We start from the raw sequence: 18,590 nt of genomic DNA, 5'->3' as shown, positions 1-18,590 counted from the left end.
TAGAGCATGAAAGGCTTAAAAAGCTTACAAAATTCGGCGCCTGCACGAAATCGCCAATCCCCCTAGAATCCTGGTTTTCCCGTATTTCCACCTCCCCATGAACCTCCCTCTGCTGGCCCTGGCCGTTGCCGCTTTTGGCATTGGCACCACCGAATTCGTCATCATGGGCCTGCTGCCCGAAGTCGCCACCGACCTGGGCGTGACCATTCCCGCCGCGGGCATGCTGGTGTCGGCCTACGCCCTGGGCGTGGCAGTAGGCGGCCCGGTGCTGGCGGTGGCCACAGCCAAGATGCCACGCAAAACCACGCTGGCCTGGCTGATGGCCTTGTTTGTGGTGGGCAACATCGGCTGCGCGCTGGCCCCCACCTACGGCTGGCTGATGGTGGCGCGGGTGCTCACCTCGTTTTGCCACGCGGCCTTCTTCGGGATTGGCGCGGTGGTGGCCACCCAGGTGGTGGCACCGGAGAAGCGGGCCCAGGCCATGTCGATGATGTTTGCGGGGCTGACGCTGGCCAATGTGCTGGGTGTGCCGCTGGGCACGCTGCTGGGGCAGCAAACCGGCTGGCGCAGCACCTTCTGGGCGGTGTCGGTGATCGGCGTGCTGGCCATGGCCGCCGTGCTGCGCTGGGTGCCCGCGCTGCGCCAGACGCTGAGCGGCAGCGCCCTGGGCGAGTTCCGCGTGCTGCGCCACAAGCAGGTGTGGCTGGCGCTGGGCATGAGCATGTTGGCATCGGCCAGCATGTTCACCATGTTTACCTACATCACGCCCATCCTGCGCGACGTGACCGGCATCGCGCCGCAAAACGTCAGCTACGTGCTGCTGCTGTGCGGCGTGGGCCTGACCATCGGCAACCTGCTGGGCGGGCGGCTGGCCGACTGGCGGCTGATGCCGTCGCTGATGTGCATCTTTGCGGCCATCGCGGTGGTGCTGGCCGCGTTCTCGGTCACCAGCCAGTGGGTCTGGCCCGCCGTGGCCACCCTGGTGCTGTGGGGCGTGGTGTCGTTTGCCACCGGCGCGCCCCTGCAGGTGCGGGTGGTGTCCCAGGCCGGGGATGCGCCCAGCCTGGCCTCCACGCTGAACATCGGTGCGTTTAACCTGGGCAACGCCCTGGGGGCCTGGCTGGGTGGCAGCGCGATTGCCGCGGGCTGGTCGCTGCGCACCCTGCCGCTGCTGGCCGCCGGGGTGACGCTGGGTGCGCTGGCCCTGACGCTGTACAGCGCGCGGCTGGACCGGGGTGTGCCGGTGCGCGGGGCGATGGTCGGGGCCTGAACTAGGGCGCTTGCCACCCGCTGTAAGGGTGCGTGGCCAGGCGGGAGTTGTAGTAGCGCGCATCGTCCGTCACTTCCTGGCCCACCCAGGCGGGCCGGGCAAACACCTGGTCTTCGGACGCCAATTCGATCTCGGCTACCACCAGCCCGGCGTTCTGGCCCAAAAATTCGTCTACATCCCAGGCGAAGCCCTTGTGCAGGACGACGCGGCGGATTTTCTCGACGGTGGGCCCATCGCACAGCGCCAGCATCTGCGCTGCATCGGCCAGCGGAACCGGGTATTCGAACTCGGCCCGCGTGGCGCCCTGGTTCGGGCCCTTGATGGTCAAAAAAGCCTGCTCGCCCGCAATGCGCACTCGCACCGTGCGCTGCTTGTCGCGGTTCAGGTAACCCTGGCTGAGCAGAGTGCCAGGGCCTTGCCGCCAGGCGTCGCCGGTGACGAGAAACTTGCGTTCGATTTCAGTGGCCAAGGGGGTCTCCGGAAGTGGCATGGGATTGCGGTGGGGCTGGCCATTCTGCACGGTGTTATAACCAAGCCCCGCAATTCGCCACCCAGGTGGCGAGCCAAAGACCATATAGAAGGAAACCCACCATGGGCGCGCAGTGGAAAGCAAAAGGTAAGGAACTGGCAGCCAACGCCAGGGGCCGCGTATTTGGCAAATTGTCCAAAGACATCATGATCGCCGCACGCAGCGGGGCCGACCCGGCCGCCAACGCCCGGCTGCGGCTGCTGGTGGAGCAGGCGCGCAAGGTCTCCATGCCCAAGGACACGCTGGACCGGGCCATCAAGAAGGGCGCAGGCCTGACCGGCGAGGCCGTGCATTTCGACCACGTGATCTACGAAGGCTACGCCCCGCACCGCGTGCCGCTGATGGTCGAGTGCCTGACCGACAACGTCAACCGCACCGCCCCCGAGATGCGCGTGCTGTTCCGCAAGGGCCAGCTGGGCACCTCCGGCTCGGTGGCCTGGGACTTTGACCACGTGGGCATGATCGAAGCCGAACCCGCCGCCAAGGGCGCGGACGCCGAGCTGGCCGCCATCGAAGCCGGTGCGCAGGACTTTGAGCCCGGCGAGGAAGACGGCAGCACCACCTTCCTGACCGACCCCGCCGACCTCGACCTGGTCAGCCGCGCCTTGCCCACCCACGGCTTCACCGTGCTGTCGGCCAAGCTGGGCTACAAGGCCAAAAACCCCATCGCCGCCACCAGCCTGAGCGCCGAGGAGCTGGAAGAAGTCGAAGCCTTCCTGGCCGCCATCGACGCGAACGACGACGTGCAAAACATTTATGCAGGCTTGAACTAACCCTCCATGGACTTTCTCATCCTGGCGATCCTGATCGCCATCGGCAGCTACGCGCTGACCTCGCGCGACCAGCGCCAGCGCATTGCCACGCTGGGCAGCCACCTCAGCCAGTACCAGATCGAAAAGCTGATGGAGACTGTCACGCAGGGCTACCTGCGGGCGCTGGGCGAAAAAGACGCGGCACGGCAAGAGCAGATCTGGGCCCTGCTGAACACCAGCGAAGCCCAGCTGGCCGAACAGTTCAAGCGCTTTGCCAGCGAATTTGCCAAGGCCGCAGCCGAGCAGACCCGTGTGAGCAAGATTGCCATCGCCCTGCCCTATGCCGACACGCTGTTCCCCGGCGCTACCTTCGACCTGCGCAAGGCGTTTGCCATCCACGCCCAGGGCATCGCCCGCGCGGCGGACGCGGCCACCACCACCCCGGCCAAGGACAAGGCCTTCACCATGTCGGCCGAGCTGTTCTTGATGCAGCACACCTGCCACTGGTTCTGCAAATCCAAAACCGTGGCCTCGGCCCGCATGATGGCCCGCCACCAAACCACCTACGCCCAGCTGGTGGCCGCCGTGTCGCCCGAAACGCGCCGGGCGTATTGCAGTTTGGTGGAAGCCTGACTGCTATCTAAAAAGTAGCTGCTTGCGCTGATGGAATAAGCGCCAGAGGCCTAAAAGACCTACGTCTGGGCCTACATCTCGTCAATCGGCGTGGAGCGCTCCAGGGCCTGGGCTTCCAGCGCATAGCGCTCGCGGGTCTTGACGTAAAAGCTGGCACCGAAGCGGCCCACCGGGTGGTAGTTTTGCAGGCGCACGCGCCAGGTTTCGGTGTCGATGAGTTCGTCGCGGGCATGCATCCACAGCACCTTGCCGATGAAGATCTGGCGGCTGTCGGTTTCTATCAGCTCCCACAGCGTGCATTCAAACGCCACCGGGGCCTCGGCAATGCGCGGCGGGGCGATGGCGCGCGACGGCGCGGTGCTCAGGCCCACGGCCTCCAGCTCGCTCTGGTCGGGCGGCAGGCGCTCACCGCAGCGGTGCATCTGCTCGGCCAGGTCTTCGTCGCACATGTGCACCACAAACTCCTTGCTGCGCTTGATGTTGGCCGCCGTGTCCTTGAGTTGGCCGTCCTTGAGCCGGTTCAGGCTGATCATCACGATGGGCGGCTCCTCGCCCATCATGGCAAACATGCTGAACGGCGCGGCATTGACCACCCCGCCCTCGCTCAGCGTGGTGACCAGCGCAATCGGCCGCGGCACGATCAGGCTGGCCATCATTTTGTAGCGCTGGTACTCGGTGAGGGTGGCGAAGTCGACATTCATGGTGAAAGGTAGGAGTTAGAAAAAAAGCTGGCACCAGCGGCAGGCCCCCTGCGGGCCATGGGTTGTCGCTGCAATTCGCATGCCCACCCGCGTGGGGCCGGGCGCACCGGAACGGAGACCGGCATTGCAGGCCCCACCAGCGTCAAATAAATCACATTAGCGCAAAACAATGATACAAACGATTGCGCGAATCTATCGATTATTGATTATTGACATAAAATTGATACAAGAAATACATAAAATTTGATTTTTCAAAAACCTGGCGCACTGCAACAGGCAGTATCCCGCCAAAAGCCGTCCCATTTTTTGCAAGCCGCCACCATGCACCTACCCGCCACCCCCTCCGCCCGCTCTGCCAGCGTCCCGAGCCTGCCCAACGAATATTTGTCGTTCCGGCTGGGCAGCGTGGAGTACGGCATCGATATTTTGAAAGTGCAAGAGATTCGCGGCTATGAGCAGCCCACGCGGATTGCCAATGCGCCCGGCTATCTCAAGGGGGTGTTGCACTTGCGCGGCGTCATCGTGCCGGTGATGGACTTGCGGATAAAGCTGGCGCAGGAGCAAGCTACTTTTGACAGCTTCACCGTGACCGTGATCCTGAACCTGGAACAGGGCCCGGTCGGCGTGGTGGTGGACTCGGTCAGCGACGTGATCGGGCTGGCGCCCGAGCAGATACGCCCCACGCCCCATTTTGACGGCGACATCAACGCCGACCATATCCTTGGCCTGGGAACTCTGGGCGACCCCGGCGAGGAGCGTATGCTGATCCTGCTGGACATCGAAAAAATGCTGGCACACACCCCGGCCACCGTGCCGGAGGCCGAAGAAGCCCTGGCCTGATCCCACGCCGCATAACCTGGTAATTCACCATGAACAACCTCAAAATATCCACCCGCATGGTCCTGGGCTTTGCCGTGATGGGCATTCTGATCGCGCTGGTGGGCGGCATCTCCACACTGAGCCTGAACAGGCTGGGCAAAGAATTCACGCTGGTGGTGAAAGACCGCTACGCCAAAGTGGCGGTACTGAACGACATTGCCGACGCCAATTCGGCCAATGTGCGGGCGCTGCGCGACCTGATTCTGCAAGACGACGCAGCGAAACTGGCAGCGCTGTACAGCGAACTGGAAACCAACTCCAAAACCATCAACGGCTATTTTGAAACTTTGAAGGCCAGCGTGGCATCGCCGGAAGGACAGGCCGCTCTGGACAAGACCCTGGAGGCCCGCACGGCCTACTCGGCCAGCCGCAACAAGGTACAGGACCTGGTCAAGGCGGGCGACAAAGCCGCCGCCACTGCGGCCCTCTACAACGATTTGGCCCCGGTACAAAGACGCTACCAAGCCGCCTTGGCTGAATTCACCGAATTACAGGAAAAGCTGATGGACACGGCCAGCGCGTCGGTGGAAAGCACCCTCGGCACCGCCGAAGCCACCGTCTTGGGGCTGGTGTCTTTTGCGCTGCTGTTTGCCGCCGTCGTCGGCACCTGGATCACCCGCATCACCACCCGGCCTCTCGCCAAGGCGGTGGAAGTGGCCCGCGCCGTGGCTGCTGGCGACCTGACCCAGACGATCGACAGCCGTGGCACCAATGAAACTGCGCAACTCTTCCAGGCACTGTCGGACATGCAAACCCAGTTGGCCGGTATCGTGCAGAACGTGCGCCAGAATGCCGACGGCGTGGTCACCGCCAGCGCAGAAATCGCCCAGGGCAACAACGACCTGAGCGGCCGCACCGAGCAGCAAGCCAGCGCCCTGGAAGAAACCGCCGCCTCCATGGAAGAGCTGTCCAGCACCGTCAAGCACAACGCCGACAACGCCCGCCAGGCCAAGCAACTCGCCACCAGTGCCTCGACCGTGGCGGCGCGCGGCGGCCAGGTGGTCCACCAGGTGGTGGACACCATGAAGGGCATCAACGACAGCTCCAAGAAGATTGCCGACATCATCAGCGTGATCGACGGCATCGCCTTCCAGACCAACATCCTGGCGCTGAACGCCGCCGTGGAGGCCGCCCGTGCCGGCGAGCAAGGCCGGGGCTTTGCCGTGGTGGCCAGCGAGGTGCGCAACCTGGCCCAGCGCAGTGCGGGCGCCGCCAAGGAAATCAAGGGCCTGATCGACGCCAGCGTCACCCAGGTGGACCAGGGCACGGCCTTGGTGGCCACGGCGGGCAGCACCATGGCCGAAGTGGTGGAATCGATCCAGCGGGTGTCGGACATCATTGCCGAAGTCAGCGCCGCCAGCACCGAGCAGAGCGCAGGCGTGGCCCAGGTGGGCGAAGCCATCATCCAGATGGACCAGGTCACGCAGCAAAACGCGGCCCTGGTGGAAGAAAGTGCGGCCGCCGCCAACAGCCTGAGCCACCAGGCCGCAGAGTTGCTGCAATCGGTTTCCGTGTTCAAGCTGAACGCGACTAACGCCAGCACCGCCCAAAACCCGGCCAAACGCGCGGTCAAGCCGCCGCAAATCGAGCGCCGCGCCCCCGACCGTGCCAAGAACGTGGCGCGTCCCGCGTTTGGCAAGAAGCCTGCGCTGGCGGCCCCCAAGGCCAAGGAAGCGCAGACCACGGCAGTGCAGGCCCGCACGGGCAGCGACGACTGGACCAGCTTCTGAGCCAGCGGCAAAACGCTATAAATTAAAGAGCTGCTAGCGCTTATTCCATAAGCGCTAGCAGCTCTTTTTTTTTAAATTGAGCCCCGTCCTGGCTCAGCCTTCAAACTGCGGGTGCAGCTGCCGGATCTTGGTCATGGCCGCCCCGGCGGCGGCGGTGCGGGTCTCTACGCCCATCTTCACGTAGACGCGCTCCAGGTGCTTTTTCACGGTGGCGGGGCTGCTGCCCAGGATCTCGCCGATGTCGCGGTTGGTCTTGCCCTTGACCACCCAGTACAGCACCTCGGCCTCGCGGGTGGTGAGCTTGAAGCTCAGGCTCATGGCCTCGATCACCGCCGCGTCGGACACCTCGCGCATGACGATCAGCCAATCCCCCTCCCCCTCTCCGTCGCCGGTTTGCTGGTGCAGGCGAAAGCTCAGGCGGCGTGCGCCCTGCTCCACGCTGAGGCGCGGCGGTTCGATCTGCTGCCGGGCGGCAGGCAGGTGCTGCTGCAGCCAGTCGACCACGAGTGGTGGGGTCTGGGGCGCACTGGTGCCGAAGTAGTCGCGCAGCAGGTCGCGGGCCAGCGGGGTTTGCCACATCAGCTTGCCGTCGCTGGCGCGCACGGTGATGCTGGCGTAGCCGAACGCGTCCAGCGCGTTGCGGGCCTGGCCGGCCTGGTGGACCTGCTGGCGGGCGCGGCGGGCGCTTTGCAGGTGCACGTTCATGCGGGCCATCACCTCTTTGGGGTTGATGGGCTTGGTCACGTAGTCGACCCCGCCCGCGTCCAGCGCGGCCACCAGGTGCTCGGTCTCGGTCAGGCCGGTCATGAAGATGATGGGAATGTGGGCGGTGGCCGGGTGGGCCTTGAGGCGGCGGGCCACCTCGAAGCCGTCCATGCCGGGCATCATCGCGTCGAGCAGCACGATGTCGGGCAGGGCCTGGGCGGCGCGCTGCAAGGCGGTTTCGCCGCGGGTGGCTACCAGTACGGTGTACCCGGATTCGTCCAGCGCGTCGTGCAGCACGGCCAGGTTGTCGGGTACGTCGTCGACGATGAGCACCACGTCAGAGTTGCTGCGGTCGAGGATGGCTTCGGGTTCAGGGAGCATGGGTGGTATCGGGGCTGGCGGGTGCTTCAGCCAGCAAACGGCCTATGGCTTCAAACTGGAATTGTTGGGCCAGGGTGCGCACTTCCTGCGCCAGGCCCCGGCATGCGGGCTGCGCCTGTTCCAGCGCGGCCAACTGGTTGAGGATACCCCGGTAAAAGCCCAGCTCGGCCACCTGGCGCAGCGCCTGCAGGCGGGCCGGGTCGGGCCAGACACGCAGCACCGGCGCGGCGGGCACCACCTCGGCCACGGCGGGTGCTTCCACCCACTGCAGTTGCAGGCGGCGCTCCAGCCAGTCGAGCAGCTCGCTGTGGCGCACGGGTTTGGTGATGAAGTCGTCGGTGCGGATGCCTACATCGTTGTCCAGGCCTTTGTCGAAGGCGTTGGCGGAGACGATGGCCACGTGCGCCGTACTCAGCCCATCCGACTTGATGCGGCGTATGGTTTCCCAACCGTCAATGCCGGGCATGGCGAGGTCCATCAGCACGGCATCCGGGGCGTAGCCTGCGGCCAGCAGATCGAGCGCGTCGTGGCCGCTGGCGGCGGTGCGCACCTCGAAGCCCAGGGGCTGCAGCAGTTGCACCAGTAGCTCGCGGTCGGGTTCTTCGTTGTCCACCACCAGCAACTTGCGGCGCGGGCCCAGGTAGGCGCGGCGCAGGCGCGGGGCGCTGCGCTGCACGGTTTTGAGGTCGGCACCGTGGATTTCGGGCAGGAACAGCTTGACGCGGAACACCGAGCCGCTGCCGGGGGTGCTGACCACGGTCATCTCGCCGCCCATCAGGTCGGTGAGCATTTTGGCGATGGTCAGGCCCAGGCCCGCCCCGCCGCTGCCGGAGCTGGTGGTTTGGGAAGCCCCGCGCTCGAACGGCTCGAACACCTGGGCCAGTTCGTCGGCGTGCATGCCGGGGCCGGTGTCTTCGATCTCGATGAAGGCCATCTCCAGCGCGTAGCGGGCCCGCAGCCGCACGCGGCCGGTGGCGGTGAACTTGATGGCATTGCCCAGCAGGTTGATAAGGATCTGGCGCAGGCGCTTTTCGTCGGCGCGCACCTGCTCGGGCAGCACGCCCTGCGGGTCGAAGTGGAACTGCAGGCCCTTGGCGCGGGCCTGGGGCTCGAACATCTCGGCCATCTCGTGCAGCAGGTCGGCAAACGGCATGGGCCGGGTGGCCAGCGTCAATTTGCCGGATTCGATGCGGGCGATATCCAGCGTGCCTTCGATCAGCGACAGCAGGTGCTCGCCGCCGCGCTTGATCACGCCGATGGCCTGCTGGCGGTGCGGTGGCACGCCGGTGTCTTCGCCCATCAGTTGCGCGTAGCCCAGGATGCTGTTGAGCGGCGTGCGCAGCTCGTGGCTGATGGCGCTGATGTAGCGACTTTTGGCCTGGTTGGCCTGGTCAGCTTGCGCCCTTGCCTGCTCTGCCACCAAGGTAGCCGCTTGCAAGGCCTTGTCGGTTTGCGCGTGCGAGGCGATTTCGCGCTGCAGCAAATGGGTTTGGCGATTCGATTCTTCTTGTGCCACCTGGCGGCTTTTGTGCGCCAGCACAAACCACCAGGCCACGATGCAGGCCATCAGCACCAGGGCCATATAGGCTTTGACGAAGCCGGAGCGCAACGCCAGACTAGGATCAAAATCGGCATCTACCGCTGATTGGACCAGCGCTTGCAGCTCTTGAAAATATAGCAACCCAAACAATGCGGCCAAAATCGGCACCACCACCAGCATCAGCAAAATGAAGTGCGCCAAACCGGTTTCCAGGTAGGGCCAGGCGCGCTGGGGCAGCAGCCAGCGCAGAGCCGCGGCCCACTGCACCTTCAGGCTGGCCTGGGGTTTGCACACATCCCCACAGCGCGCGTCCAGCGTGCAGCACAGCGAGCAGATGGCGCCCTGGTAGGCGGGGCAATGGGCCATGTCGGGGGCCTCGTATTCGCGCTCGCAAATCACGCAGCGCTGCACGCGCAGGCGCTGGTAGCTGTCGTCCGCCATCGGCTGGGTAATGCCCCTCCAATCAGACTGCGGGCCCCGGGCGATGTAGTAGCGGCCCTGGGTCCACCAGGCCAGCAAGGGAGCGGCGACCATGGCCGTACCCAGGGCGATCAGCGCCGAAAACGCCTGCGCCATCGGCCCGAACAGGCCCAGGTAGGCCAGCATCGACAAGGTGGAGGCCAGCGCCATAGAGCCGACGCCCACCGGGTTGATGTCGTACAGATACGCGCGCTTGAACTCGATGCCCGGCGGCGACAGGCCCAGCGGCTTGTTGATGACCAGGTCGGCCACCACGGTCATGATCCAGGCGATGGCGAGGTTGGAGTACAGCCCCAGCACGTCGCCCAGCGCCTCGAACACGTTCATCTCCATCAGCATGAAGGCGATCAGCGTGTTGAACACCACCCACACCACCCGGCCCGGATGGCTGTGCGTGATGCGCGAGAAAAAGTTGGACCAGGCCAGCGACCCGGCGTAGGCATTGGTGACGTTGATCTTGAGCTGCGACAGCACCACAAACAAGGCCGTGGCCGCCACCGCCCAGCCGTACTGCGGGAACACGTACTCATAGGCCGCCAGGTACATCTGGTTGGGGTCGACCGCGCGCTCGGGTGGCACCATGTGGGTGATGGCCAGGTAGGCCAGCAGCGCGCCGCCCAGCATCTTCAACACCCCCAGCAGCACCCAGCCCGGCCCGCCCGCCAGCACACCCAGCCACCAGCGGCCGCGCGTGGCAGCCGTGTAGGCGGGCATGAAGCGCAGGTAGTCGGCCTGCTCGCCCATCTGGGTAATGAGCGCAATGCCTACGGTGAGCGCCGCACCGAACGACAGCAGGTTGAAGGTGTTGGCATGCCCCGCCACGCCACCAGAAACGCCACCATATTGCAGCACCCCGGCAAACGCGCCGGGTTCGCGCATCCACACGTAGGCAAACGGCACCACCAGCAGCACGAGCCACAGCGGCTGGGTCCAGACCTGCAGGCGGCTGATCATGGACACGCCGTGCGTGACCAGCGGAATCACCACCAGCGCGCAAATCAAATATCCCCAGCGCGGCGGTATGCCCAGCGACAAATCCAGCGCATAGGCCATCACCGCCGCCTCCAGCGCGAAAAAGATGAAGGTGAAGGACGCGTAGATCAGCGAGGTGAGCGTGGAGCCGATGTAGCCAAAACCCGCGCCGCGGGTGAGCAAATCCATGTCCACCCCGCAGCGGGCGGCGTAGATGCTGATGGGCAGCCCGGCCAGAAAAATGATCAGCCCGGTGGCCACAATCGCCCAGAAGGCGTTCACAAAACCGTGCTGCACCAGCAAGGTGGCACCCACCGCCTCCAGAATCAAAAACGATGCCGCGCCAAACGCCGTGTTGGCCACCCGCCACTCGGACCATTTGCGAAAGCGCTGCGGGGCAAACCGCAGGGCGTAGTCTTCCAGGGTCTCGCTGGCCACCCAGCTGTTGTAGTCGCGCCGGATCTTCACCACCTGCTGGGGGGCGTCGTTCAAAGGGGTCAGGTCGGAATCGGTCACTAGTGTGGTGTTGCGTGCTTGATGGAACAAATAAAACCGGTGGATTCTTGGTCAGGATTAGGCGCAAACCACAGCCATAGCACCGCTATGGCGCGGATTTGCAACGACAGCATGGGCGAGAAGGCGCGGTTTTATGTTCCAGATAGCGCGCAACACCACACCAAGGGATCTTCGCAGCTTTTGTGCCCAGCCATGCACCAAGCTTGTGCGCCATTTGGCGTAGGCCGAAGGCCCGTAGCTTGCTTAATAATGCGCAATAAGTCACCACTTTAAAGATCCTATGGAACTCACGCCCCGAGAGAAAGACAAGCTGCTGATCTTCACCGCCGCCCTGCTGGCCGAGCGGCGCAAAGCCCGGGGCCTGAAGCTGAACTACCCCGAAGCCATCGCCTTCATCAGCGCGGCAGTGATGGAAGGTGCGCGCGACGGCCAGAGCGTGGCCCAGCTGATGAGCGCAGGCCGCAACATCCTGACCCGCGCCGACGTGATGGAGGGCATCGCCGAGATGATCCCCGACATCCAGGTGGAGGCCACCTTTCCGGACGGCACCAAGCTCGTCACCGTGCACCAACCCATTCTGTGAGCCCGACATGCATACTCCTAAATTAATAGCTTCTCTCGCCCTATCTATAAGCACGGGAGCCGTATTTGGCCATGAAGTTCCTGGCCTGAGCAGCAGCCACTGGCACACGTCGGACGCCGTGGGCTATTGCGTGCTGGCAGCGTTGGCGGGGGTGTCGGCCTGGGCCGTGTGGCGCGACCGGGGCGGTAAATGACCCCCGGCGAACTGCTGGTAGACGACGGTGAGCACCCACTGAACACCGGGCGGCGCAGCGTCACCCTGGTGGTCAACAACACCGCAGACCGGCCCATCCAGGTGGGCAGCCACTACCACTTTGCCGAAACCAATGGCGCGCTGGGCTTTGACCGGGCTGCCGCCCAGGGCATGCGGCTGAACATTGCGTCGGGCAGCGCGGTGCGCTTCGAGCCCGGCCAGCAGCGCACGGTGGAGCTGGTGGATTACGCGGGCGACCGCACGGTGTATGGATTTCGCGGACTAGTGCAAGGAAAACTCTGATGGCAACGATTGGACGACGCGCGTACGCCGAAATATTTGGACCGACCACTGGTGACCGGGTCCGCCTGGCCGACACCGACCTGTTGATCGAGGTCGAAAAAGACTACACCCTGGCGGCAGGTGCTTACGGCGAAGAAGTCAAGTTCGGCGGCGGCAAGACCATCCGCGACGGCATGGCGCAGTCGCAAAAAATGCGCTCCGAGGGCGCAGTGGACTGCGTGATGACCAACGCACTGATCCTGGACCACTGGGGCATCGTCAAGGCAGACATTGGCCTGAAAGACGGCCGCATCGTGGCCATCGGCAAGGCGGGCAACCCCGACGTGCAGCCGGGGGTGGACATCATCATCGGCCCCGGCACCGAGATCATCAGCTGCGAGGGCAACATCGTTACCGCAGGCGGCATCGACAGCCACATCCACTTCATCTGCCCGCAGCAGATTGAGGAAGCCCTGGCCAGCGGTGTGACCACCATGCTGGGCGGCGGCACCGGCCCGGCCACTGGCACCTTTGCCACCACCTGCACGCCCGGCCCCTGGAACATCGAGCGCATGCTGCAGGCGGCCGATGCCTTCCCCATGAACCTGGGCTTTCTGGGCAAGGGCAACGCCAGCCTGCCCGCCGCGCTGCACGAGCAGATCGGCGCGGGCGTGATCGGCCTTAAATTACACGAAGACTGGGGCACCACCCCCGCCGCCATCAGCAACTGCCTGGACGTGGCCGAGCTGGAAGACGTGCAGGTGGCCATCCATTCCGACACGCTCAACGAGAGCGGCTTTGTAGAGAACACCATCGCCGCCACCAAGGGCCGCGGCCTGTGCGCCTTCCACACCGAAGGCGCAGGCGGCGGGCACGCGCCCGACATCTTGCGGGTGGTGGGCGAGGCCAACTTCTTGCCCAGCAGCACCAACCCCACCATGCCCTACACCGTGAACACGCTGGACGAGCACGTGGACATGCTGATGGTCTGCCACCACCTGGATGCCAGCATCCCCGAAGACCTGGCCTTCGCAGAAAGCCGCATCCGCAAGGAAACCATTGCCGCCGAAGACGTGCTGCACGACCTGGGCGCCATCAGCATGATGAGCAGCGACAGCCAGGCCATGGGCCGCGTGGGTGAGGTGATTCTGCGCACCTGGCAGACGGCGCACAAGATGAAGCAACAGCGCGGCAGCCTGCCCGAGGACAGCAGCCGCAACGACAACTTCCGCGCCAAGCGCTATGTGGCCAAGTACACCATCAACCCGGCGCTGGCCCACGGCATCAGCCACGAAGTGGGCAGTATCGAGGTGGGCAAATGGGCCGACCTGGTGGTGTGGAAACCGGCCTTCTTCGGCGTGAAACCCGCGCTCATCTTGAAAGGCGGCTTCATCGCCATGGCCGCCATGGGCGACCCCAACGCCAGCATCCCCACGCCCCAGCCGGTGCACTACCGCCCGATGTTTGGCGCCTACGGCACAGCCTTGGCGCGCGGCTCGCTGACCTTTGTGTCGCAAGCCGGGTTGACCGGCGGCATCAAGGAACGCTTTGGCCTGGCCAAGACCCTCAGCGCCGTCAAAGACATCCGGCCCGTGCGCAAGCAGCACATGGTGCACAACAGCTATCTGCCGAAGATGGAAATTGACGCGCAAACCTACAGCGTGCGGGCGGATGGGGTGCTGCTGACGTGTGAGGCGGCGGTAAGCTTGCCGATGGCGCAGCGGTACTTCTTGTTTTAGGTAGCGAATCAGCGAGTGGTTACGAATCCAATCCGCGAAAAGTGTCGCGGTAATCGTCCATAAACTCACGCCCTAGCGGAAGCTGTGCATTCGGTACCTGATCGTCCCGCGTGAGTAAAACCCCTTGAGCGGTTACCGACCACAGCAAGGCGTCGCCCTCTGCGCACTTAAGCAGATCCAACAACTCGGTAGGCAGAATGACCCCCACCGAGTCACCGATTTCAATTAATTTCAAAATTGGCATACCCGCATCCTCCAGTGACTGCACTCAACCGATTATCTACAGCCTACAGCCCGCCATGCTCCAAACCTCCAAACTCATCCCCCAAGGCAAAGGCCTGGCCCCTGCCCTGCTCAAACGTGGCAGTACCGTCGAACTGGACTGGGACGTGCGGCAAAAAAGCCGTTTCGATGCCACCGACTCCCTGGGCCGCCAGCTCGGCGTTTTCCTGCCGCGCGGCACCCTGGTGCGTGGCGGCGATGTGCTGGTGGTGGAAGACGGCTCCCTGGTCACGGTGGTGGCAGCCCCCCAGCCGGTGCTGGTCATCACCGTCCATGGGCACGGCACGCCGTTCGACCTGACCCGCGCCGCCTACCACCTGGGCAACCGCCATGTGCCGATCGAGCTGCAGCCCGACCACCTGAAGATCGAGCCCGACCACGTGCTGGCCGACATGCTGCGCGCCATGCATTTGACGGTGGCGGAAGCCACCGTGGCGTTTGAGCCCGAAGGCGGGGCCTATGCGGCGGGTGGCCACAGCCATGGCCACGACCATCCGGCACCCAAGCCAGTCTCCATTCCGGTCAAAGCCGCCCCGCACGTCCATGGCCCTGGCTGTGGACACGACCACGGGCACGGTCATTCCCACTGATCCCATGACCGTGCGCCGACTCCGCCCGCTGGTGCCGCCGGTCCGCCGCAGCCCTGCCCGAGTAAGCCACGCCGCCAGTCCACCAGAATCGGCCACGCCCGGTTTGCTGCAACTGATCTGGCTGGCATCGCCGGCCTTGCCGGTAGGCGGTTTTTCTTACTCCGAAGGGCTGGAAGCTGCCGTGGATAGGGCGGGAGTAGCTACAGAAAAAGCAGCATCCGACTGGCTGATCGACCAACTGCACCTAGCGCTGACCCGGGGCGACCTGGCCGCCATCGCCAAAGCCATCCCCGCCTGGCGGCGTGGCGACCTGGCCCACGTGGCCGAGCTCAACGCCTGGGTGCTGCAGACCCGCGAAACCAGCGAACTGCGCGCCCAGGCTGAGCAGATGGGCCGATCGCTATTGGAATGGCTGCGCAACCACCACACCGCTTCAACCCAACAGATCGCGGCCTGCGCCCAGCTGCAGCCCACCTACCCCATCGCCTACGCCCTGGCCGCCTCCGCCACGCAGGCCCCATTGCGCGACTGCCTGCTGGCCTACGCCTTTGGCTGGGCCGAAAACATGACCCAGTCGGCCATCAAATCGGTGCCGCTGGGCCAAAGCGCCGGGCAGCGCATCCTGGCGCGCCTGGCCGCCGACATTCCCGCCGCCGTGGACCATGCCACCCAGTTGCCTGACAGCCAGCGCCAGGCGTTTTCGCCCATGCTGGCCATTCTGAGCAGCCAGCACGAGGTGCAGTATTCAAGGCTTTTCAGGTCCTAGCGCTTATTCCATCAGCACAAGAAGCTCTTTATTTAATAGCAAATTACCATGTCCACTCTGCACCACATCGCCCACCGTACCAAGAAGCTCCCTCCCCTGCGCGTCGGCATCGGCGGCCCGGTGGGTTCCGGCAAAACCACGCTGCTGGAAATGCTGTGCAAAGCCATGCGCGAAAAATACGACCTGGTGGCCATCACCAACGACATCTACACCAAGGAAGACCAGCGCATCCTGACCGTCAGCGGCGCCCTGCCCGCCGAGCGCATCATGGGCGTGGAAACGGGCGGCTGCCCGCACACCGCCATCCGCGAAGACTGCTCCATCAACCTGGAGGCCATTGACCGCATGCTGGTCGAGCACCCCAATGCCGACATCGTGTTTATTGAGAGCGGCGGCGACAACCTGGCCGCTACCTTCAGCCCCGAGCTGAGCGACCTCACCATCTACGTAATCGACGTGGCCGCGGGCGAAAAGATCCCCCGCAAAGGCGGCCCCGGCATCACCAAGAGCGACCTGTTCGTCATCAACAAGACCGACCTGGCTCCGCACGTGGGCGCCAATCTGGACGTGATGGAATCCGACACGCGCCGCATGCGCGGAGTCAAACCGTTTGTCATGACCAACCTCAAGACGCTCAGTGGCTTGGCCGAAGTGGTGGCCTTCATCGAAACCAAGGGAATGTTGACTCCCCAGCACGCCCAGTAAAATCAAGGGCTTAGCCAGCTCCACGCCGCTTACAACGGCGTTCTCCCATGACCTATAGCGTCAAAGAAATTTTTTACACCCTGCAAGGCGAAGGCGGCCAGGCCGGCAGCCCGGCCGTATTCTGCCGCTTCGCCGGCTGCAACCTCTGGACTGGCCGCGAAAGCGACCGCGCCACCGCCGTCTGCCGTTTTTGCGATACCGACTTTGTGGGCACCGACGGCACCCTGGGCGGCAAATTTGCCGATGCCGATGCACTGGCCGACCAAATCGCCGCCCAATGGCCCGCAGGCAACACCCAGAACCGTCTCACCGTGCTCACGGGTGGCGAACCCCTGCTGCAGGTGGACGCCGCCCTGGTCGACGCCCTGCACGCGCGCGGTTTCCGCATCGCCGTGGAAAGCAATGGCACGGTGCGCGCGCCCGAGGGCATCGACTGGCTGTGTATCAGCCCCAAGGCCGGTGCGCCGTGGATTCAGCAGCAAGGGCAGGAACTCAAGGTCGTCTGGCCCCAACCCGGCCTGGACTTGCCCACGCTCGCCAGCACCGGGCAGTTCACCCACCGCTTTTTGCAGCCCATGGACGGCCCCGAGCAAGCGGCCAACATCGCCCTGTGCATAGATACATGCATGCAGCACCCCGCCTGGCGCTTAAGCCTGCAAACCCACAAGATCACCCAGATACGCTAAGCCATGCAGTTCACCATCAGCCAACGTTTTTACTTTGATGCGGCCCACACCCTGCAACGCGAGATCGAAGCCGCAGGCAGCCGCCGCATCCACGGCCACACCTACCACGCCGAAGTCAGCGTCAGCGGCCCCCGCGACCCCGCCAACGGAATGGTGTTGGACCTGGGCTTTTTACGCCTGCGTCTCGAAGCCGTACGTGAACAACTCGACCACCATCTGCTGGACGAGGTGCCCGACCTGGGTACCCCCACCCTCGAGAACCTGTGTACCTTCATCGCAACCCAGCTAGCCGACGTCCACCCCCCCGTGAACCGCGTGCGCGTCTGGCGCGATGCGCTAGGCGATTCTTGCGTTTTGGACGTCCTCTAAATGGTGTACGTTTTGTAACCTAGGTGTAAATACCGGGGTTAGAATGGAAGGTTAGGAAGCGTGGCAGAGTGGTCGATTGCACCGGTCTTGAAAACCGGCGATGGGAAACTATCCGTGAGTTCGAATCTCACCGCTTCCGCCAGTAGATATAAAACCTGCGCAATTTCAATTGTGTTTAGAAAGCCGTAAAGGGCTATTCAACGGCTTTGAAACGGCAATGTCAAAACCGCAAAGTGAATGAGCCGCAATCTGGTGCTTTGACCACGTTGGTAGCTCCCCCCTAGCCGCCATTTCGTTTTTCAGTCGAGCAAGGCCACTCCAGTTACTGAGCACTTAATCAGCTCGTGCAGTTCGCTGCCTTTAGCGATTTGCACCATCACCTGCTGACCCAGCGCCCCCAGGACGCGCTGCCCAACAAGTTTTCCCCCTTAGCGATTGGCGGTCCGTACGCTTTGACCCGACCCGGGCCCACCTCGCAGTGTTGTATCTCATATAGCGCACCTTTCCCGATCGATCATCTCCGTCATTGCTACTTGAACTACCTGTCGTACACAATGTGTAACCATTGAGATGTAATGTTTGATGCCCTATTGTCCCAGTCACAGCTCATATAGCTTCCTGATAGTCTGCTATTCACTATCGACACATCCACAGTAAGTAATATAGGTTATGCCTCGATGTTCAGTCTTTTGTGAGCCGCGCCAACCTGATTTTCTCAAAATCCGCTTCGGTTGCATTCCTTCTTCGCGAGCACGGCTCAAAATGGTGGAGCATGAAACATCGTCGGATGATGGAGCAAGGTGCAAGGCTGAATCGGCAAGAACAACACTATCAAGTGAGCTATGCTTCTGCGTACCAGCAGGCAGGCGGACTGCTGACGTATTGCTACGCGACAGACATCCAAATCCTCCTCGTAATGACCACTTACATTGTTGCTCGAGTCAGCCAGACGGTGAAGTAGACCTGCCTAAGCCGCCGCCCTACCTCACGGAATAGGCCAGCGATGGAATCCAAAGACTATGCAAGGCCGAATGGTCATCGTGACTTAAGGCATTTGTGCTACTTGGGGCCAGCGCTTGTACCCGTGTTGTGAGGACACCAGGCTTCCACACACATGACGCACGGAAACCTTGCCGCGCCAGGCAAACCACTGTCCTAGCATGGGGGGTAAACTCCCTGCTCCACCGTGCTGTCGCGGTCGAGTACATCTACCCCACGAGCGAACTACGCCCAACATCTTCATGCAATCAAATCCCATCAACTTCGAAAATTCCCGACCAATAAATTCCTCCGAAAATAAGTCTGGAA

Annotated in this window: 20 protein-coding genes and 1 tRNA gene; 16 read left to right on the top strand and 5 right to left on the bottom strand. The window is 63.5% G+C overall.

Annotation, left to right across the window (positions count from 1 at the left end):
- Window positions 1-97 precede the first annotated feature (97 nt).
- Window positions 98-1,270, top strand: coding sequence for an MFS transporter (locus AB3G31_RS06950; protein WP_367849461.1), 1,173 nt, complete (start codon window positions 98-100; stop codon window positions 1,268-1,270).
- Window position 1,271: 1 nt separating this feature from the next.
- Here the strand turns inward: AB3G31_RS06950 and AB3G31_RS06945 are convergent, their stop codons facing one another.
- Window positions 1,272-1,739: a CYTH domain-containing protein gene (locus tag AB3G31_RS06945; RefSeq protein ID WP_367849460.1), complete on the bottom strand. Its 468-nt coding sequence runs from the start codon at window positions 1,737-1,739 to the stop codon at window positions 1,272-1,274.
- Window positions 1,740-1,861: 122 nt separating this feature from the next.
- Here AB3G31_RS06945 and AB3G31_RS06940 point away from each other — a divergent pair, with 122 nt between their 5' ends.
- Window positions 1,862-2,572, top strand: a complete 711-nt coding sequence (locus AB3G31_RS06940) for a YebC/PmpR family DNA-binding transcriptional regulator (RefSeq protein ID WP_367849459.1) — start codon at window positions 1,862-1,864, stop codon at window positions 2,570-2,572.
- Window positions 2,573-2,578: 6 nt separating this feature from the next.
- Window positions 2,579-3,184: a hypothetical protein gene (locus AB3G31_RS06935; RefSeq protein ID WP_367849458.1), complete on the top strand. Its 606-nt coding sequence runs from the start codon at window positions 2,579-2,581 to the stop codon at window positions 3,182-3,184.
- A 71-nt stretch (window positions 3,185-3,255) separates the two neighbouring features.
- On the opposite strand, the gene AB3G31_RS06930 is transcribed toward AB3G31_RS06935, so the two are convergent.
- Complete coding sequence (locus tag AB3G31_RS06930) at window positions 3,256-3,885, bottom strand: flavin reductase family protein (protein WP_367849457.1); 630 nt, start codon at window positions 3,883-3,885, stop codon at window positions 3,256-3,258.
- 321 nt (window positions 3,886-4,206) lie between these two features.
- Between AB3G31_RS06930 and AB3G31_RS06925 the strand changes: the two genes are divergently transcribed.
- Window positions 4,207-4,725 carry a chemotaxis protein CheW gene (locus tag AB3G31_RS06925; protein WP_367849456.1) on the top strand — a complete coding sequence of 173 codons (519 nt, stop codon included), beginning with the start codon at window positions 4,207-4,209 and terminating at the stop codon, window positions 4,723-4,725.
- Window positions 4,726-4,754: 29 nt separating this feature from the next.
- Window positions 4,755-6,494 carry a methyl-accepting chemotaxis protein gene (locus tag AB3G31_RS06920; protein WP_367849455.1) on the top strand — a complete coding sequence of 580 codons (1,740 nt, stop codon included), beginning with the start codon at window positions 4,755-4,757 and terminating at the stop codon, window positions 6,492-6,494.
- Window positions 6,495-6,587: 93 nt separating this feature from the next.
- Here AB3G31_RS06920 and AB3G31_RS06915 read toward each other — a convergent pair whose 3' ends face one another.
- Both AB3G31_RS06915 and AB3G31_RS06910 read right to left on the bottom strand, forming a co-directional pair.
- Window positions 6,588-7,580, bottom strand: coding sequence for a response regulator (locus AB3G31_RS06915; RefSeq protein ID WP_367849454.1), 993 nt, complete (start codon window positions 7,578-7,580; stop codon window positions 6,588-6,590).
- A complete protein-coding gene (locus tag AB3G31_RS06910) occupies window positions 7,570-11,088 on the bottom strand; it encodes an ATP-binding protein (RefSeq protein WP_367849453.1) in 3,519 nt (1,172 codons plus the stop codon). The genes AB3G31_RS06915 and AB3G31_RS06910 overlap by 11 nt, the downstream gene beginning before the upstream one ends.
- 280 nt (window positions 11,089-11,368) lie before the next feature.
- Between AB3G31_RS06910 and AB3G31_RS06905 the strand changes: the two genes are divergently transcribed.
- The 4 genes from AB3G31_RS06905 to ureC are packed head-to-tail and all read left to right on the top strand — an operon-like array spanning window position 11,369 to window position 13,884.
- Window positions 11,369-11,671 (top strand): urease subunit gamma, encoded by a 303-nt coding sequence (locus AB3G31_RS06905; protein WP_367849452.1) that lies wholly within the window; start codon window positions 11,369-11,371, stop codon window positions 11,669-11,671.
- Window positions 11,672-11,678: 7 nt separating this feature from the next.
- Window positions 11,679-11,864, top strand: a complete 186-nt coding sequence (locus tag AB3G31_RS06900) for a hypothetical protein (protein ID WP_367849451.1) — start codon at window positions 11,679-11,681, stop codon at window positions 11,862-11,864.
- Window positions 11,861-12,166 carry an urease subunit beta gene (locus tag AB3G31_RS06895; protein WP_367849450.1) on the top strand — a complete coding sequence of 102 codons (306 nt, stop codon included), beginning with the start codon at window positions 11,861-11,863 and terminating at the stop codon, window positions 12,164-12,166. The genes AB3G31_RS06900 and AB3G31_RS06895 overlap by 4 nt, the downstream gene beginning before the upstream one ends.
- Window positions 12,166-13,884 carry an urease subunit alpha gene (gene ureC, locus AB3G31_RS06890; RefSeq protein ID WP_367849449.1) on the top strand — a complete coding sequence of 573 codons (1,719 nt, stop codon included), beginning with the start codon at window positions 12,166-12,168 and terminating at the stop codon, window positions 13,882-13,884. Before AB3G31_RS06895 ends, ureC begins: the two co-directional genes overlap by 1 nt.
- 19 nt (window positions 13,885-13,903) lie before the next feature.
- Here the strand turns inward: ureC and AB3G31_RS06885 are convergent, their stop codons facing one another.
- Complete coding sequence (locus AB3G31_RS06885; RefSeq protein WP_367849448.1) at window positions 13,904-14,128, bottom strand: AbrB/MazE/SpoVT family DNA-binding domain-containing protein; 225 nt, start codon at window positions 14,126-14,128, stop codon at window positions 13,904-13,906.
- 55 nt (window positions 14,129-14,183) lie between these two features.
- On the opposite strand from AB3G31_RS06885, the gene ureE reads away from it, so the two are divergent.
- The 7 genes from ureE to AB3G31_RS06850 all read left to right on the top strand — a co-directional run bounded on the left by ureE (window position 14,184) and on the right by AB3G31_RS06850 (window position 18,243).
- Window positions 14,184-14,756 (top strand): urease accessory protein UreE, encoded by a 573-nt coding sequence (gene ureE, locus AB3G31_RS06880; protein ID WP_367849447.1) that lies wholly within the window; start codon window positions 14,184-14,186, stop codon window positions 14,754-14,756.
- A gap of 103 nt (window positions 14,757-14,859) precedes the next feature.
- A complete protein-coding gene (locus AB3G31_RS06875; protein ID WP_367850304.1) occupies window positions 14,860-15,522 on the top strand; it encodes an urease accessory protein UreF in 663 nt (220 codons plus the stop codon).
- A 48-nt stretch (window positions 15,523-15,570) separates the two neighbouring features.
- Entirely contained in the window at window positions 15,571-16,227 is a 657-nt protein-coding gene (gene ureG / locus AB3G31_RS06870) for an urease accessory protein UreG (protein ID WP_367849446.1), read from the top strand.
- A 47-nt stretch (window positions 16,228-16,274) separates the two neighbouring features.
- Entirely contained in the window at window positions 16,275-16,913 is a 639-nt protein-coding gene (gene queE, locus AB3G31_RS06865; protein WP_367849445.1) for a 7-carboxy-7-deazaguanine synthase, read from the top strand.
- A 3-nt stretch (window positions 16,914-16,916) separates the two neighbouring features.
- Entirely contained in the window at window positions 16,917-17,282 is a 366-nt protein-coding gene (locus tag AB3G31_RS06860; RefSeq protein WP_367849444.1) for a 6-carboxytetrahydropterin synthase, read from the top strand.
- Between the two features lie 54 nt (window positions 17,283-17,336).
- A tRNA-Ser gene (locus tag AB3G31_RS06855) sits at window positions 17,337-17,424 on the top strand.
- A 549-nt stretch (window positions 17,425-17,973) separates the two neighbouring features.
- Window positions 17,974-18,243: a hypothetical protein gene (locus AB3G31_RS06850; protein ID WP_367849443.1), complete on the top strand. Its 270-nt coding sequence runs from the start codon at window positions 17,974-17,976 to the stop codon at window positions 18,241-18,243.
- The last annotated feature ends 347 nt before the right edge of the window (window positions 18,244-18,590 follow it).

The organism is Rhodoferax sp. WC2427, from assembly GCF_040822085.1.
Taxonomy (GTDB): Bacteria; Pseudomonadota; Gammaproteobacteria; order Burkholderiales; family Burkholderiaceae_C; genus Rhodoferax_B.
This window is presented reverse-complemented; position numbering and strand designations above follow the sequence as displayed.

Coding starts and splice junctions, on each gene's coding strand:
- AB3G31_RS06950 (WP_367849461.1), top strand. CDS start 98: ATGAACCTCCCTCTGCTGGCCCTGGCCGTTGCCGCTTTTGGCATTGGC.
- AB3G31_RS06940 (WP_367849459.1), top strand. CDS start 1,862: ATGGGCGCGCAGTGGAAAGCAAAAGGTAAGGAACTGGCAGCCAACGCC.
- AB3G31_RS06935 (WP_367849458.1), top strand. CDS start 2,579: ATGGACTTTCTCATCCTGGCGATCCTGATCGCCATCGGCAGCTACGCG.
- AB3G31_RS06930 (WP_367849457.1), bottom strand. CDS start 3,885: ATGAATGTCGACTTCGCCACCCTCACCGAGTACCAGCGCTACAAAATG.
- AB3G31_RS06925 (WP_367849456.1), top strand. CDS start 4,207: ATGCACCTACCCGCCACCCCCTCCGCCCGCTCTGCCAGCGTCCCGAGC.
- AB3G31_RS06920 (WP_367849455.1), top strand. CDS start 4,755: ATGAACAACCTCAAAATATCCACCCGCATGGTCCTGGGCTTTGCCGTG.
- AB3G31_RS06915 (WP_367849454.1), bottom strand. CDS start 7,580: ATGCTCCCTGAACCCGAAGCCATCCTCGACCGCAGCAACTCTGACGTG.
- AB3G31_RS06905 (WP_367849452.1), top strand. CDS start 11,369: ATGGAACTCACGCCCCGAGAGAAAGACAAGCTGCTGATCTTCACCGCC.
- AB3G31_RS06900 (WP_367849451.1), top strand. CDS start 11,679: ATGCATACTCCTAAATTAATAGCTTCTCTCGCCCTATCTATAAGCACG.
- AB3G31_RS06895 (WP_367849450.1), top strand. CDS start 11,861: ATGACCCCCGGCGAACTGCTGGTAGACGACGGTGAGCACCCACTGAAC.
- ureC (WP_367849449.1), top strand. CDS start 12,166: ATGGCAACGATTGGACGACGCGCGTACGCCGAAATATTTGGACCGACC.
- AB3G31_RS06885 (WP_367849448.1), bottom strand. CDS start 14,128: ATGCCAATTTTGAAATTAATTGAAATCGGTGACTCGGTGGGGGTCATT.
- ureE (WP_367849447.1), top strand. CDS start 14,184: ATGCTCCAAACCTCCAAACTCATCCCCCAAGGCAAAGGCCTGGCCCCT.
- ureG (WP_367849446.1), top strand. CDS start 15,571: ATGTCCACTCTGCACCACATCGCCCACCGTACCAAGAAGCTCCCTCCC.
- queE (WP_367849445.1), top strand. CDS start 16,275: ATGACCTATAGCGTCAAAGAAATTTTTTACACCCTGCAAGGCGAAGGC.
- AB3G31_RS06860 (WP_367849444.1), top strand. CDS start 16,917: ATGCAGTTCACCATCAGCCAACGTTTTTACTTTGATGCGGCCCACACC.